This is a genomic window from Thermomonas sp. (genome assembly GCF_029945965.1).
GTDB lineage: Bacteria > Pseudomonadota > Gammaproteobacteria > Xanthomonadales > Xanthomonadaceae > Thermomonas.
This window is the reverse complement of the sequence record NZ_JAQSDO010000015.1, coordinates 1,021,527-1,036,157: the sequence shown is the minus strand read 5'-3', so window position 1 is coordinate 1,036,157 and position 14,631 is coordinate 1,021,527. Positions and strand designations below refer to the sequence as shown.

At 61.1% G+C, this 14,631-nt stretch carries 15 protein-coding genes and 1 pseudogene; 3 read left to right on the top strand and 13 right to left on the bottom strand.

Annotation, left to right across the window (positions count from 1 at the left end):
- Position 1 precedes the first annotated feature (1 nt).
- The 6 genes from PSV05_RS11065 to PSV05_RS11040 form a co-directional block, all read right to left on the bottom strand.
- Positions 2-952 (bottom strand): NADH-quinone oxidoreductase subunit H, encoded by a 951-nt coding sequence (locus PSV05_RS11065; RefSeq protein WP_300065066.1) that lies wholly within the window; start codon positions 950-952, stop codon positions 2-4.
- Entirely contained in the window at positions 949-2,946 is a 1,998-nt protein-coding gene (gene hyfB / locus PSV05_RS11060; RefSeq protein ID WP_300065064.1) for a hydrogenase 4 subunit B, read from the bottom strand. Before hyfB ends, PSV05_RS11065 begins: the two co-directional genes overlap by 4 nt.
- A 109-nt stretch (positions 2,947-3,055) precedes the next feature.
- Positions 3,056-3,307, bottom strand: a complete 252-nt coding sequence (locus PSV05_RS11055; protein ID WP_300065062.1) for a helix-turn-helix transcriptional regulator — start codon at positions 3,305-3,307, stop codon at positions 3,056-3,058.
- Between the two features lie 112 nt (positions 3,308-3,419).
- Positions 3,420-4,817: a PhoH family protein gene (locus PSV05_RS11050; RefSeq protein WP_300065060.1), complete on the bottom strand. Its 1,398-nt coding sequence runs from the start codon at positions 4,815-4,817 to the stop codon at positions 3,420-3,422.
- A gap of 85 nt (positions 4,818-4,902) precedes the next feature.
- Entirely contained in the window at positions 4,903-5,370 is a 468-nt protein-coding gene (locus PSV05_RS11045; RefSeq protein ID WP_300065058.1) for a peroxiredoxin, read from the bottom strand.
- A 30-nt stretch (positions 5,371-5,400) separates the two neighbouring features.
- Complete coding sequence (locus PSV05_RS11040; protein WP_300065056.1) at positions 5,401-5,961, bottom strand: glycine cleavage system protein R; 561 nt, start codon at positions 5,959-5,961, stop codon at positions 5,401-5,403.
- Positions 5,962-6,147: 186 nt separating this feature from the next.
- On the opposite strand from PSV05_RS11040, the gene dapA reads away from it, so the two are divergent.
- Together dapA and PSV05_RS11030 are read left to right on the top strand one after the other, a co-directional pair.
- Entirely contained in the window at positions 6,148-7,050 is a 903-nt protein-coding gene (dapA, locus tag PSV05_RS11035) for a 4-hydroxy-tetrahydrodipicolinate synthase (RefSeq protein ID WP_300065054.1), read from the top strand.
- 12 nt (positions 7,051-7,062) lie between these two features.
- On the top strand, positions 7,063-7,584 hold the full coding sequence (locus tag PSV05_RS11030) for a hypothetical protein (protein ID WP_300065052.1): 522 nt from the start codon (positions 7,063-7,065) through the stop codon (positions 7,582-7,584).
- Positions 7,585-7,726: 142 nt separating this feature from the next.
- On the opposite strand, the gene fdxA is transcribed toward PSV05_RS11030, so the two are convergent.
- From fdxA to PSV05_RS11015, 3 genes and pseudogenes are all read right to left on the bottom strand, one after another.
- The gene (gene fdxA, locus PSV05_RS11025; RefSeq protein WP_300065050.1) at positions 7,727-8,050 is read right to left on the bottom strand and encodes a ferredoxin FdxA; all 324 of its coding nucleotides are present in this window, start codon (positions 8,048-8,050) and stop codon (positions 7,727-7,729) included.
- A gap of 210 nt (positions 8,051-8,260) precedes the next feature.
- A pseudogene (locus PSV05_RS11020) lies at positions 8,261-8,777 on the bottom strand (transposase).
- Between the two features lie 116 nt (positions 8,778-8,893).
- Entirely contained in the window at positions 8,894-9,604 is a 711-nt protein-coding gene (locus tag PSV05_RS11015; RefSeq protein WP_300065048.1) for a Crp/Fnr family transcriptional regulator, read from the bottom strand.
- A 634-nt stretch (positions 9,605-10,238) separates the two neighbouring features.
- Here PSV05_RS11015 and PSV05_RS11010 point away from each other — a divergent pair.
- Positions 10,239-11,039, top strand: coding sequence for a glucoamylase family protein (locus tag PSV05_RS11010; RefSeq protein ID WP_300065046.1), 801 nt, complete (start codon positions 10,239-10,241; stop codon positions 11,037-11,039).
- Between the two features lie 15 nt (positions 11,040-11,054).
- Here the strand turns inward: PSV05_RS11010 and PSV05_RS11005 are convergent, their stop codons facing one another.
- The 4 genes from PSV05_RS11005 to PSV05_RS10990 are packed head-to-tail and all read right to left on the bottom strand — an operon-like array spanning position 11,055 to position 14,622.
- Positions 11,055-11,948 carry a F0F1 ATP synthase subunit gamma gene (locus PSV05_RS11005; RefSeq protein ID WP_300065044.1) on the bottom strand — a complete coding sequence of 298 codons (894 nt, stop codon included), beginning with the start codon at positions 11,946-11,948 and terminating at the stop codon, positions 11,055-11,057.
- Positions 11,945-13,498, bottom strand: coding sequence for an alternate F1F0 ATPase, F1 subunit alpha (locus PSV05_RS11000; protein ID WP_300065042.1), 1,554 nt, complete (start codon positions 13,496-13,498; stop codon positions 11,945-11,947). Before PSV05_RS11000 ends, PSV05_RS11005 begins: the two co-directional genes overlap by 4 nt.
- Positions 13,495-14,337 (bottom strand): F0F1 ATP synthase subunit delta, encoded by an 843-nt coding sequence (locus PSV05_RS10995; RefSeq protein WP_300065040.1) that lies wholly within the window; start codon positions 14,335-14,337, stop codon positions 13,495-13,497. The genes PSV05_RS11000 and PSV05_RS10995 overlap by 4 nt, the downstream gene beginning before the upstream one ends.
- 3 nt (positions 14,338-14,340) lie before the next feature.
- Entirely contained in the window at positions 14,341-14,622 is a 282-nt protein-coding gene (locus tag PSV05_RS10990) for a F0F1 ATP synthase subunit C (protein ID WP_300065038.1), read from the bottom strand.
- Positions 14,623-14,631 lie beyond the last annotated feature (9 nt).

Genomic DNA, 14,631 nt, shown 5'->3' with positions numbered 1-14,631 from the left:
CTCAGATCTCCAGCAACTGGTGGACGAGAAGGCCAAGCACTGCGAGCAGAAAGGCGGTGGCAAGGAACTCGGGTGCGCGGAAGATGCGCAGTTTTGCGCTCAGCGTCTCGATCAGCGCCAGCCCGGTACCGGCGATGGCCAGCTTGCCTAGCGTGATCAACCAGGCACCGAGGATTGTGGCCAAGCCGGCGTCGCTACTGGCCAGCCCCCAGGGTGCGAACATGGCGATCCCGATGGCGACGTAGTTGAGCAACTTCAGTGCCGAACCCCATTCGATAAGTGCCAGGTGCCGTGCCGAATATTCCAGCACCATGGCCTCGTGGATCATGGTCAGTTCGAGGTGGGTGGTCGGGTTGTCGATCGGGACGCGCGCGTTTTCGGCCAGCAGCACCATCACGAAGGCGATCGCGCTGAACGCCAGACTCGGATAGATCACCAACTGGGCGCTCGACAGGGTGCCGATGATGGTTGGCAGCAAGGTGCTTGCGGAGATCATCGATGCAGTGAAAAACACCATCAGCAGGGCGGGTTCGGCGAGAAAGCCGATCAACATTTCCCGGCGCGCGCCGAGCGAGCCGAAGGCGGTGCCGATGTCCATCGCCGCCAGCGCCATGAAGACCCGCGCCACCGCGAACACGCCGACCAAGGCGATGGTGTCGGCGGCCGAACCCAGCGCAGCATCGGCGCCGAAGGTGGGAATGATCATCGCGGCCAGTACCATCGCGCCAAACTGGATGTAGGGTGAGGCGCGGAACAGGGGTGACGCGCCGTTCGCAATGACCGCATCCTTGTGCATCAGCTTGCGCAGCACCCGATACGACTGCAGCACGCCGGCGCCGCGCCGGTTCTGCAACCATGCCCGGCATTGATCCACCCAGCCGATCAGCAGCGGGGCCACCAACACCGCCAAGCCGGTGTCGATCACTGCCATCAGCAGCTCGCGCGCGCTCACAGCACGAACACCAACAGGGCCAGCAGGGTGACAAAGCTGTACAGCAGGTAGATCGCGATTCGCCCGTGTTGTAGCCGGCCTACGAGTTTCGCCACGCCCAGCACGCCGGCCGCCACTGGCAGGTACAGCCAATACCACCAACGGTCACCGAGCTGCAGCGCGTAATGCGGCGCACTGTCGAATGGAGAGGGGCTCTGGCGTTCGATCTGGAAGAACGGTCGGAAGATGCGTCGGATCGGCTGGCCGAAGCCCTCGGCGGTATCCTGCACGCGCGCGGTCTGTCCGGGGAATCCACAATCCCAGAAATCCGCCCTGCGCACGCGGCCGTGATAGAGCAGGCGCACGCAGAGGAAGGTCAGGGCAACCGCCAGCAGGATGCCGGCAGCGAACGCCAGCGGGCTGTAACTGGCGCGACTGGCGGCGGTCGGTGTCAGTAACCACCAATGCTTCGACAGGTCGCCGAGGCCCGATCCAAGCAGACTGAGGTTTACCGCGTCGAGCGCGCGCAGCACGGTGACCGGCATCAGACCCAGTGCGATGCAACCCAGTGCCAGCCAACCAAGGCCGAAACGCTCCAGCCAGCCGGCATCCTGTGCCTGTACCAGCGCCTTCTCGCGTGGCCGGCCCAGGAACACCACGCCGTAAAATTTCACCATCACGTAGGCCGACAGGGCGATGGTCAGCGTAAAAGCTGCAGCACCGATCGGCACCAGCATGTTGATGATCGCGTGCGGAAGGCTGGTTGTGTACAGGTAGCCCTGCAGCAGCAGCCATTCGGAGACGAAGCCGTTGAGCGGCGGCAGACCGGCCATCGCCAGCGTGCCGACCAGCGCCAACCACGCCACCCACGGCATGCTGTGGATCAGCCCGCCGAGCTTGCCGAGGTTGCGCTCGCCGGTCGCGTGCAGCACCGAACCGGTGGCAAGGAACAGCAGGCTTTTGAACAGCGAGTGGTTGAGGCAGTGATACAGCGTCGCCGCCATGGTCAGCGACGCCGCAACGGGCATGTGCAGGCCATGGAACAGCACGGTCAGGCCGAACCCGGACAGGATGATCCCGCTATTCTCGATCGACGAATATGCGAGCAGCCGTTTCATGTCGGTCTGCACCGCCGCAAAAACCACCCCGAACAGCGCGGTGAACGCGCCGAGCATGAGCGCCACCACGCCCCACCACCAGACGGGCGTATGCAGCAGGTCAAAGGTGACCCGAATCAGTCCGTAGATCGCAGTCTTGATCATCACCCCGCTCATCAGCGCCGACACCGGCGAAGGTGCCGCGGGGTGCGCTTCCGGTAACCACACATGCAGCGGCACGATGCCAGCCTTGGCACCGAAACCGAACAAGGCCAGGAAAAAGGCGATCGACGCCCAGGCTGGAGAGAGCGAGGCGGCACGCATGGCGTCGAAGGTGAATTGCCACGAACCGCCCTGCAGCACGCCGAAGCACAGCAGGATACCGATGGCCCCAATGTGGGCGAGCAGCAGGTAGAGAAAACCGGCAGCACGGATCTCGGGTACCCGATGCTGGGTGGTCACCAGGAAATACGACGCCAACGCCATGGTCTCCCAGGCAACCATGAAGGCGTAGGCATCGTCAGCCAGGACCACCATCACCATGCTCGCCAGGAACACGTGGTACTGCAGGCACATCAGTCCGGGCGCGGCGCCTTCGCCGGCGCGAAAATAGCCTGCCGAATACAGCGAGATGCCAGTTGATGCTGTGCCGATCAGACTCAGGAAGATCGCCGCCAGTGGATCCAGGCGTACGTGGAATGGCAGATCGGGCAGCCCGATCGGCAACACCTGGACCTGGATGGGCCCTGTCAGCGCCAGCACGCCGATGACTGCCAACGCCAGGCCACCGACCACTCCCAGTGAAAACAGCCAGCGCCCAGTAAACACAACGCTGCGCGGTCGCAACAATCCTGCCAGGCCGATCAGGACCCAGCCGGCAGCGACGGCGAGTGCTGCGGTTAGCAGGTCGATCGGCACCGGAGCTCGCCAATGGCAAGTGCAAAGGCTGCGTGATCGCTGTAACCACGTTGTTCCGCATCAGTGTGGGTGCGGCGATCGGACATGCCTGCGCTCTCGATGCAGAACATCATGCAGAGTCCTTCAACCGTACGCCGCGTCCCCGGCCCTGGCTGGGCTGGTCGTTGGCGATCAGTTCGACGCCGGTGGCATCCAGTGCTTCGACGATCCTGTTCAAGGTGCCGACCATCCCGCGCACGATGCCATTGCTGGCCTCCATGCGCTGCACGGTGGGCAGGGAGACACCCGCCAGCTGGGCGAGCTGGCGCTGGTCGATCCCGAGCAAGGCGCGCGCCGCGCGCATCTGGGCGGATGAAATCATGATCTGCCGAGTGGAAATCTTGAACGTCTATTTCACCACTCGAAACTACATGATGCAAGCTCCAGATATCGATATAGATATATTAAACATGATAATGATTGTTTCTAGAACGTCACAACACTTCTGACGCGAAATCGGCCAGACGCGAGCGCTCGCCGCGGCGCAGTGTGATGTGCGCGCTGTGCGCCCAGTTCTTGAAGCGATCCACCGCGTAGGTCAGGCCCGAGTTGGTTTCGGTCAGGTAAGGCGTATCGATCTGCTCGACATTGCCCAGGCAGACGATCTTGGTGCCCGGGCCAGCGCGGGTGACCAAGGTCTTCATCTGTTTTGGCGACAGGTTCTGCGCTTCGTCCAGGATCAGGTAGCGCGACAGGAATGTGCGCCCGCGCATGAAGTTCATCGATCGGATCTTGATCCTTGACGCCAGTAAATCATTGGTAGCTGCGCGGCCCCAGCTGCCGCCTTCCTGGTTGTGGGTCAGCACTTCCAGGTTGTCGGTCAGCGCACCCATCCACGGCGTCATTTTTTCTTCCTCGGTGCCGGGCAGGAAGCCGATGTCCTCGCCGACACTCACGGTTGCGCGGGTCATGATGATCTCGCGGTAGCGCTGCGCGTCCATGGTTTGCGCAAGGCCAGCAGCCAGCGCCAGCAGGGTCTTGCCGGTGCCGGCGGTGCCGAGCAGGGTGACGAAATCGATCTCCGGATCCATCAGCGCATTGAGCGCGAAGTTCTGCTCGCGGTTGCGCGCGTTGATGCCCCATACCGCGTGCTGGCTGTGACGGAAGTCATCGACGATCTGCAGCACGATCTTGTCATCGGTGAGGCGGGCGACCTTCATTTCGGCCTGTTCGTCGCCCGGCAGGTAGACGAACTGGTTGGGATACCAGTCATCGTCGTCATTCAGGGCAATTTCGTAATAAGTCCGGCCCTTTTCGGTCCAGGAGCGCAGTTCTTTGCCGTGGATTTCCCAAAAATTCGGCGGCAGCGCGGTGGCGCCTGTGTAGAGCAGGCTGAAATCGTCCAGTGCGCGGTCGTTCTCGTAGTCCTCGTTGGGAATGCCGGCGATCGACGCCTTGATCCGCAGGTTGATGTCCTTGGACACGAATACCACCGGCGCGCCGGGGTCGGATTCCTTCAGCGCCAAAATCGCGCCGAGGATCTGGTTGTCCGGGATCACAGTGCCGAAGCGCCGGCCGGCATCGAAATCGCCGGTCTGGAAACGCAGCCTGCCAATGCTGTCCGCGCCGCGCAATTTCAGGCCGTTTGGCCGTTGCAGCAAGATCCCATCGCTGATATCGGTACTGCCGTGGGCCTCGATCAGCTCATTGAGGAAGCGGCTGACTTGGCGTGCGTTACGGCTGGCTTCAGAGGTGCCTTTCTTGCCGTTGTCCAGCTCCTCCATCACCTGCATCGGCAGGTACACATCGTGTTCCTCGAACTTGTACAACGCAGTCGGGTCGTGCATCAGCACATTGGTGTCGAGGACGTAGATGCGCTTGCTTCGCGTCATGGACTGGCTTCCGTTGGAGTCGGGCAGGACAGGGCCGCCGTGGCCCGCAGGGCGGGACGGAGGTGATTCGTGGAGACAGGAACGATCACTGCGACGTGGCAGCCTTCAAGGCATCCAGCACGGCTTGCGCATGGCCGGGGACTTTGACAGGTCGCCATGTCTGGCGGATGACGCCGATCGGGTCGATCAGGAAGGTCGTGCGCTCGATGCCGAGGTATTCGCGGCCATACAGTTTCTTCAGCTTGATCACGTCGAACGCCTTGCACAAGGTCTCGTCCGGATCGCTGGCCAGCTCGAAGCGATATCCCTGTTTGGCAGTGAAGTTCTGGTGGCTGCGAATCGAGTCGCGCGACACGCCGAGGACATCAGCGCCAGCGCGGCGGAACTTGGTCAGCAGCTCGTTGAAGGCGATGCCTTCGTTAGTGCAGGCCGGGGTCGAGTCCTTCGGGTAGAAATACAACACCAGCCATTTGCCGCGGAAATCGTGCAGGCTCGCCGGGGTGCCGCTGGTGAGGCTGAGCGGCAAGTCGGGAATGCGGTCGCCGATGTCCATTAGACGAGATCCATTAGCAATGCCCACCCATCAATATTTCATTGGATCCATGATCGCGTCGAGGTTCAGATGGTCGCAGAATTCAAGGAAATCGTCGCGCAAGGCGGCGATGTGCATGTCTGACGGGATACCAATCGTCAGTTGCGCGGAAAACATGTCAGCCCCGGTCTGCATCGCACGGTATCGCGCGCAATGCAGGCTCTCGATGGTGATGCCCTGGCCGTCGAAGAAATCCGCGAGCTGGAACATGATTCCGGGTTTGTCCGAGGCGATCACCTCGACCACGTAGGGCAGCAGGTTGGACTGCACCTGCTTGGGGCCGGTGCGATACCAGACCAGTTTCAGGCCTTCCTCGCGCTCGAGCTTGGCTAGCATGGTCTCGAGCTTCGCCACCGCGTCCCAGGAACCGGTGGCGAGCGCGGACACGGAGACGTCGCGACCGACTGTGGCCAGCCGCGTATCGACCAGGTTGCAGCCGGAATCGGCGATGCGCCGGGTCACGGCGAGCAAGGGCGACTGCGGGTGCGTGGTGTACGCGTTGATCAGCAGGTGGTTTTCATTCGGCGCTGGCCGTGGCGTGATATCGGTCAAGTGCAGCGTCCGTGCAAAAGGAGGTGTGTGTGCGGCGCCTGGGTCGTGGCTGGGTGCCGAATACCTGCAGCATACTTGCCGGTGCTTTTGCGCCGCAAGTAAGATCAAGCCTGAATCGGCCCCGGCCGAGCCCTTCCCCGCGTCGGCATGCATCCTGCCCGGCGCCTTCTTCGTGAGTCCGCAGCCTTGCAACTTTCCGGCAGTATCACCGCGCTGGCGACCCCGTTCACGGACGCTGGCGACATCGACCTTCCTGCATGGCAGCGCCTGCTCGAAGCACAACTGGCTGCAGGCACCAATGCCCTGGTAGTCGCCGGCTCCACCGGCGAGGCACCCGCGCTGTTCGATGCCGAATTCGAGACCCTGCTGCGCAGCGCGGTGGCATTCGTGGCCGGGCGCATCCCGGTGCTGGCGGGTACCGGCCAGTCCAACACTGCCAAGACCATCCTGGCCAACCAGCGGGCTGCTGCGCTGGGTGCCGATGCCGCGCTGGTAGTGACGCCGCCGTATGTACGGCCCACGCAATCCGGCCTGCTCGCGCATTTCCGTGCAGTTGCCGATGAGGGCGGGCTGCCGGTCGTGCTCTATAACGTGCCCGGCCGCACTGGCTGCGACATGGCGCCGGAGACCACGGCCGACCTGGCGATGCACCCGAATATCGTCGGAATCAAGGAAGCGCGCGCGGATGAATCGCGCATGGACAGCCTGTTGCCGCTGCGCAGGCAGGGCTTCGCCGTGCTCAGTGGCGACGATCCCACTGCGCTGCGGGCAATGCTGGCAGGCGCCGACGGCATCGTCTCGGTGGCATCCAACGTGGTGCCGGGTGCGTTCCGACGCCTGTGCGAACTGGCGCGGGCAGGGGATGCGGCCGAGGCGGAGGAGTTCGATGCCCGCCTGCATGCGCTTTACCATTTCCTGGGCTTGGAGCCCAATCCGATTCCCCTGAAAGCCCTCCTGGCGCTGAATGGGATCGGCCATGGGCTGCGCCTGCCGCTGCAACCGCTATCATCCATGCATGCCGCCGAGGCCGAACGCCTGCACGCGGACATCATCCAGCTAGAACAACGCTGCCGCATCAAGGCGGCCTGACAGGAGATCCTGATGCGTCTTTCCCCCCGCGCCACCCGTGTTGCCACCATGTTTGTCGCTGCCACCCTGGTTGCAGGCGTGTCGGGCTGCAGCATGTTTGGGCTTGGCAAGAAGAGCGATCTCTACACGCAGAGTGGCGAGAGCCGGCCGCTGGAAGTCCCGCCGGACCTTGATCGCCCGTCCGCAGAGCGTGCCATGGCCCTGCCCGACACAAGCAGCGTGTCCGCTTCGGGCATGAACAACGCAGGTGGCAGCAGCGCTGCGCCGGTCGGCTTCAATGCAACCGGCGACCGTGATGCCGTGTTCGCCCGCGTCGGTGAAGTGCTTGCCGCGACCGATGGCGTAACCATCGCCAGCAAGGCGCAGATCCTTGGTACCTACGATGTCGATTACATGGATGCGAAGTTCCTGGTGCGGGTGACCAAGGTGGGCAACGGCGCATATATCTCCGCGGTCGATCCGCGCGGCCTGCCGCCGACCGGCAACGCCCCGGTCAAGTTGATAGGTGCGCTGAAGTCCGCAATCGCGCCCTGATCGCGGCATCAACCGAACCAACAACAACGGCACCCCATGGTGCCGTTGTTGTTGGTTCGGGCTGCTGGACCGGCGCGACTCCCGAACCAATGCAAGCGCTTCCGCAGCCAGTCCGGATGGTCGGCGTGCGAGCTGGATAGCCTCAGCGTTCCAGCAGCGGCAACTTGTTCGGCTTGCCGTCCCATTCCGCGGCATCCGGCGGCGGATCCTTGCGCGTAGTCAGCACTGGCCATTCCTTCGCCAGATCGGCGTTGATCTTCGCGAAGCCCTCCTGTCCGGCGGGTACGTCTTCTTCCGGATAGATCGCATTGACCGGGCACTCCGGCTCGCACAGGGTGCAGTCGATGCATTCGTCCGGGTCGATCACCAGGAAATTCGGGCCTTCGTGGAAGCAGTCCACCGGGCACACTTCGACGCAGTCGGTGTGCTTGCACTTGATGCAGTTTTCGGTGACGACGAAGGGCATGCTGGTTGGTCCGTGCTGCAGTGTGGGTAGTTTAACGCCGTCGAATCCAAACCGGGCGTGGGATTGGCGTGGCACATCGGCCGTTCAGGCCTTGTAGCCAGGGATCTACGCTTCGCTGCTCGCCACCCCGAGGCCGGGGGCGATGCGGTTTCCCACGCAAATCGGCGTGGACGGTAATCCCCCCATTTTTAGCTGACATCAAAAGTGGAGTTAAGCGGCGAGTGCCAGTTTCTGCATTGGGGTGATGCCGCCGAGGCGATGTTCGGGCGCTCGTGGTTGTAAGTCCATAGCCAGCGCGTCGCTTTGTCCTGCACTTGCTCAATGGATTCGAACAGGGTTCTGGTGAGCCAGGCGTAGCGCACGGTCCGGTTGTGGTGTTCGATGTAGGTGTTCTGCTGCGGCTTGCCTGGTTGGATGTGCTCGATGCGTATGCCCTCCCGTTCCGCCCAGGCCAGCAAGGCGCCACTGATGTACTCCGGGCCGTTGTCACAGCGGATCACACCTGCCTTGCCGCGCCACTCGGTTTCTTCAGGCGTCGGTTCTCGTCCTCAAGTTCCTTCATCCGGGCAACCATGGGAACCTCCATGCCGCCGAACTTGCTACACCACCTGTAGAACGTGGCCGAGCTGATGCCGTGTTCGCGGCACAACTCCTGAACCGGTGTGCCGGCTTCGGCCTGCTTGAGTACGCCGATGATCTGGCTGTCAGTGAATCGCGATGTCTTCATGGAACCTCCTCAGCAAATCGTACGAGAAAATTCCACTTCTGGGGTCAGCTAACCGGTGGGGGATTACCCAGTGACTTTTGGTGCATTCCCTTCTGTGAGCTATCCGATCAATGAATTCACACTGCCGTCTTGTTCGGAAGCAGGCGGTCGTACTCTTTCTTGACTACTTCGTAGCATTCGCAGGATCTACGCTCCAGGCCTTTTCGGTCCAGTACGTGTATGTGTCCACGTGAGTATTGAATCAGGTCGGCTTTTTGAAGCTTCAATGCAGCCTCGGTCACACCTTCGCGGCGCACACCCAGCATGTTCGCAATGAGTTCCTGGGTCATCACGAGTTGGTCGCCTTGCAATCTGTCCAGGCTGAGCAGAAGCCAGCGGCATAGCTGCTGGTCCAGTGAATGGTGGCGGTTGCACACAGCGGTTTGGGCCATCTGCGTGATCAATGCCTGGGTATATCTGAGCAGCAGATGGAGGACTGGGGCTCGATTGAATTCATCTTTGACCACGCGCGATGAGAGTCGGAAGGCCTTGCCGGCGCTCTGGACCACGGCACGACTGGTCGTCGATTCGCCACCCATGAACAGCGAGACGCCCACCAATCCTTCGTTTCCGACCACGGCGATCTCGGCAGAAGAACCGTCCTCCATCATGTAAAGCAGAGAGACGATAGCCGTAGTGGGGAAATAGACATGGGTCTGTAGTCCACCCGTCTCGTAGATAACTTTGCCGAGCGGCATGCTGACGAGTTCGAGCTGTGGCTGCCATCTTTGCCACTCACTCGCGGGTAGGGCGGCGAGAAGATGGTTTGCGAGCGGATCAGAAGACATGGCTTCCTCTTGAGTAGGAACGCGCTACTAGCGAACGCGTGGGAGAGGGTGCCGGGTATCAGTACTGGATTTGATTAATCACCGCTATGTGGAACCGACTGATTACCAACTCATAGTCCCCATTTTACGGATGTCTATGTGCGGTTCCGGACAAACCACAGAATCACTGTCTCAGGGTGAGCTTGGTGTGAGCTGGAGCCGGTCGCAAAGCGCAGACAGGTCTACGAAGTGCAAACGATTCGCTCTTCCTGGTTGCAGGGTTACACTGAACTTTCAAATTCTCTTGTCATTTGTCGGCACTAGCGTCGAATGCGCAGCGCCTAACCTTGTGCTTGACTGCATCCCATGAGCAATCCAGCCCGAAGCTCCGATCAAAAGCTGCAGAACATCCAAAAGAAGGCTTTTCACTATTTCGAGAGCGAAGCCAATCCAGTCAATGGATTGATTCGCGACAAGACGGCGCCTGATGACAAACGGCCGCTGGATTGGCCTTCGAGTATCGCCGCCACGGGATTTGCGCTGGCTTGCTATCCGGTGGGGGTCTCGCGTGGATTTTTATCGCGCGAGGCGGCCGTGCAACGTACGCTAGCCACGCTGCGGTTCTTTGCCCGGAGTGCCCAGGGCCCAGAACCCGATGCCACTGGATATCGGGGTTTTTACTACCACTTACTCGATATGCATACTGGTCGTCGTGCTTGGCAATGCGAGTTGTCCACCGTCGATACAGCGCTGCTGTTGGCTGGCATGCTCACCTGTGCGAGATTCTTTGACGAAGAGATGGCAGACGAAGCGGAGATTCGTACGCTGGCAGATGCGCTATATCGGTGCGTTGTTCACTCATCAGTTTCCGCTGATCTGGATCGACTTCCGCGGGATCCAGGACGCCTTCATGCGCGACAAAAGCAACGACTATTTCGAAAACAGCCGGCGCGCGACGTATGTGCAGCGTCAATATGCCATCGCTAATCCGCTCGGATTCAAAGGCTACTCGGCCAATTGCTGGGGTCTGACTGCCTGCCAAGGACCGGGTCCCGACACGCTGCTGATCGATGGCGTGGAGCGTCAGTTTTTCAGCTACGGTGCGCGGGGAGTCCCCTTTGGCCCTGATGACGGCACCATTGCGCCTTCCGCTATCGTGGCCTCGTTGCCGTTCGCAGCGGAAATCGTGCTGCCGGCTATCGATTACTTCATCGACGAGCTGAAATTCCACGATCTCAATCCGTATGGTTTCAGGACAACCATCAACCCGACATGCGCCACCAAGCCGGATGACGCCTGTGGTTGGGTTTCGCCCTGGCATTTCGGTATCAACCAGGGTCCGATGGTGTTGATGATCGAAAATTACCGCAGCGGTTTGTTGTGGCGGCTGATGCGCGAATCCCCTGATCTGGTGAGAGGCCTCAAACGAGCGGGATTCAGCGGCGGCTGGCTCTGATCAGCGGCGGACTAATCACTGCGACGACTTCCCCGCCAGCGCTTCGTAACCGGCGATAACATCGAACAACTCCTCGTCGATGGACTCCTGTCGAATGCGGTGGAAGGTGCCATTCAATGTTTCCAGCATGCCCTGGATGTTTTTTTCGGCCCGTTGCATCGCCGCCAGACGGCTGCCGTTTTCGCTGGCAAGCGATTCCGCGCAGGCCTGAAAAAGAACGACGAACAGGTATTCCCGGATGAATGCCTGCAGCGCCGGAGCAGCGGGTCCGATGATTTGCGGCACATTGTTGCTCGGCCAGTTGAGCGCTGCGAAAGCGCTGCCCCACTTCCGATCCAGTGGCAGCAATTGCCGGCTCATCGGTTCGTAGACGGCACCTGATTTGGGATGGTTGTAGAAGACATGGATGTCTTCAACCTCACCGCGTTCGCGGGCCGCCTGGATGTCGATGAGCAGCTGGCCGACGAGTGACGTTATGCCATGCACGGAGGTGGGAACGGACAATGCGACGGTGTGCGCTGGCTCGATATCCGTCAGCAGCAACTGGATACGGCCGCCCACCGCCCATATTTTTTTGATCTTGCCGGGCAGCGCCGTGAGCGTACGCGATACGAAATCCGACAACACCTCGTTGAATCCACCGACAAGGCCCTGGTCCGAGCCAAGGACAATCGCGCCGATGGGTTTGTCCACCAACTTTTTATCCACCGGCAATGGCGCTGTAAAGCCCCCGCGCAACGACACGGCCAAGCCGAGTTCCACGGTGCGGCGGTAGTCATCCAGGGATTGAACGGCTTTTTCGTACTGGCCGATGCTGGAGGCGGCCAACGCCTTCATTGATTGCACGACGCCTTGTAGGTCGCGCGCGCCATTGATCTTGCGACGCAGGCTTTGCAGGTCTCCGCTCATTTGGGAGGCGCTGCTTCCGGCGGAGCGTGGAATGGGGTGAGTGCCCGCGTCGCGACATCCACGATGCACTGTCGGTCGGCATCGCTCAATTTTTCGGCTGATGAGAGCCGTTCGATGGCGTCTGCCGGAATCTCTATCGTCGCCTTGCGTAGCGCCTGTTCCGCTTCGTCTACCTTGTCGATAGCCACCGCGTCCAGCAGCCCTGCTGTCAATGCCAGCAGCACGATGATCTGCTCGACTAGCGATATCGGCTGGGATTCAGGCTGAATGAGGTATGCGCGAATACGTAGCCCGTGGTCGATCGACTGGCGCGTGGATGCATCCAGGCGGGTGCCGAACTTGGCGAATGATTCCAACTCCTCGAACTGCGCATAGGCCAGCTTGATGTTGCCAGCGACTGCCCGATAGGCGGCTCGCTGCGCTGCGCCGCCCACCCGTGAGACAGACTTGCCGACATCGACCGCCGGCAGCACGCCAAGATCAAACAGCGTGGGGGAGAGATAAATTTGACCGTCGGTGATCGAAATGAGATTGGTCGGAATATAGGCGGAAATGTCCTGCGCCTGGGTTTCTATGATCGGTAGCGCGGTAAGCGAACCATTGCCGCGTTCCTCGTCCAGATGCGTCGCCCGTTCCAGCATGCGCGAGTGGATGTAGAAAATGTCGCCGGGGAATGCCTCGCGGCCGGGCGGCCGACGCAGCAGCAGGGAGAGCTCGCGATAGGCGCGCGCGTGTTGCGTCAGGTCGTCGTACACGACCAGCACGTCACGTCCCTTCTCCATGAAATATTCGGAAATGCTGGTCGCGGCATATGGCGTGATGTAGAGCAGGCCTGGTGCGTCGTTGCCTTCGGCGACCACCACCACGGTGTAATCCATGGCTCCCTTCTCACGCAGCGTGGCCACCACCTTGGCGACGGCGGAGGCGCGTTGGCCGATCGCGCAATAGACGCAAATCACGTTCTGGCCGCGCTGGTTGAGGATGGCATCGATGGCGATTGCCGTCTTGCCAGTCTGTCGATCGCCGAGGATCAATTCGCGTTGGCCGCGTCCGATCGGAATCAGCGCATCGATGACCTTCAGCCCGGTTTGCAAGGGCACCGATACCGGGGCACGATCCATGATCGCCGGTGCCGTACGCTCGACGGGCAAGCGCTGACTCGTGGCTGGCACACCTTTGCCGTCGAGCGGGTGGCCCAGTGGATCGATGACACGACCCAGTAATGCCTCACCGACCGCCACATCCATCACCCGTCCGGTGCGCTCGACCTCATCGCCGGTGTGCAGGGCTTGGTAGTCGCCTAACAGGATCACGCCGATTTCGTCTTCATCGATGTTGAATGCGATGCCAAGCAGCCCACCCGGAAATTGCACCAGTTCCTCATATCCCACGCCGGGAAGCCCCGACACAATCGCGATGCCGGTGGAAACGCGCGTGACAAAACCCACCTCGCGCAATGTCAGCGACGGCGTGAACGTGGCGCGGGCTTGGCCCATGCCATCGAAAGCGCGATCAAACACGCGCTGCATGGTTTCCGGTGTCGTACTCATGGGGCCTTGGCGGCGGGCGCTGGCGCGGGTGCGGATTTGGGCTGGGCCGGAGCGGGTGCAGGTGCAGGTGTCGGCGACGAAGGCGGCTGCGCCAACACGTCATCGACACTCTTGTTCAACGACGCCAGGTATTCACTTATCGTCCAGCCGAGTTTTTGCCCGCCGGCCGTGAGTTCGATGCCGCTGATGAATTCCGGATTCGTTTTGAATCGGACGCTTACGTCAGTCGCGAAGGTGGCGTCCAGTGCCTTCTGGATGGTTGCCTGCTGCGCAGCGGGAAGATTAAAGGCACTACTTATGACCGCACCATCCGACGAGCTTGAAATCGCATGGGCGAGGGTCTTCTTCGTATCGTCATCCAGTGTAGCGAGCCGCTGCACGAAAACGTCTGCCAGCCGTTCTTCCAGACTTGTCGAAGCCAGATCACCGAGAGCCTTTCGCGTGATCGCGAAGACCTCCTGCTGAACACGGTTACGAAGCGCCTGATTGAGCTTGCCCGCATCGGCCTGTAACGCCGCGCGCTGCGCTTCAGTCAAGGCTTCAACAGACTTGCGCGCTTCGGCGAGCAGCCGTTCGCGTTCGATGTTGGCCTCTTCCGTCGCTTTATTCAGCAGTGCGCTACGTTGTTCGTCGAAGACCTTGTTCTTGCCTTCGAACTCGTCGCGCGCCTGTTGCGCCTCCGCTTTCCTGGTGTTGGCATCGGCGACTTCCGTAGCAATCCGCTTCTCGCGCACATCGATGGCATTGAGGATGGGGCGATACAGAAAACGCTTTAGCAGCCACACCAGGATCAGGAAATTCAGCGCCTGGGCCACTACGGTGAACCAGTCGATGAGCATGGCTTATTTGCCCCCGGCGGCGGTAATGAAGTGGGCCCAGAAGGGGTTGGCGAAGATGAGGATCATCGACACGACAAAGCAGTAGATCGCGGTTGACTCGATCATCGCCAAGCCGACGAACAAGGTTCGGGTGATCGTCGCGGACGCATCGGGCTGCTGCGCGAGCGATGTCATGGCGGCCGCGACGGCCCTGCCTTCGCCAAGCGCGGGACCCATGCAACCGAAGCCGGTTGTCAATCCGGCCGTGATGATCGAGACCAATGCGATGAGCGCGCTGCTGTCCATGGAGAATCC

Bases quoted from the DNA above. Each gene is read 5' to 3' on its own strand.
- PSV05_RS11055 (WP_300065062.1), bottom strand. From the start codon at position 3,307: ATGATTTCATCCGCCCAGATGCGCGCGGCGCGCGCCTTGCTCGGGATC.
- PSV05_RS11050 (WP_300065060.1), bottom strand. From the start codon at position 4,817: ATGACGCGAAGCAAGCGCATCTACGTCCTCGACACCAATGTGCTGATG.
- PSV05_RS11045 (WP_300065058.1), bottom strand. From the start codon at position 5,370: ATGGACATCGGCGACCGCATTCCCGACTTGCCGCTCAGCCTCACCAGC.
- PSV05_RS11030 (WP_300065052.1), top strand. From the start codon at position 7,063: ATGCGTCTTTCCCCCCGCGCCACCCGTGTTGCCACCATGTTTGTCGCT.
- fdxA (WP_300065050.1), bottom strand. From the start codon at position 8,050: ATGCCCTTCGTCGTCACCGAAAACTGCATCAAGTGCAAGCACACCGAC.
- PSV05_RS11015 (WP_300065048.1), bottom strand. From the start codon at position 9,604: ATGTCTTCTGATCCGCTCGCAAACCATCTTCTCGCCGCCCTACCCGCG.
- PSV05_RS11010 (WP_300065046.1), top strand. From the start codon at position 10,239: ATGCCACTGGATATCGGGGTTTTTACTACCACTTACTCGATATGCATA.
- PSV05_RS11005 (WP_300065044.1), bottom strand. From the start codon at position 11,948: ATGAGCGGAGACCTGCAAAGCCTGCGTCGCAAGATCAATGGCGCGCGC.
- PSV05_RS11000 (WP_300065042.1), bottom strand. From the start codon at position 13,498: ATGAGTACGACACCGGAAACCATGCAGCGCGTGTTTGATCGCGCTTTC.
- PSV05_RS10995 (WP_300065040.1), bottom strand. From the start codon at position 14,337: ATGCTCATCGACTGGTTCACCGTAGTGGCCCAGGCGCTGAATTTCCTG.
- PSV05_RS10990 (WP_300065038.1), bottom strand. From the start codon at position 14,622: ATGGACAGCAGCGCGCTCATCGCATTGGTCTCGATCATCACGGCCGGA.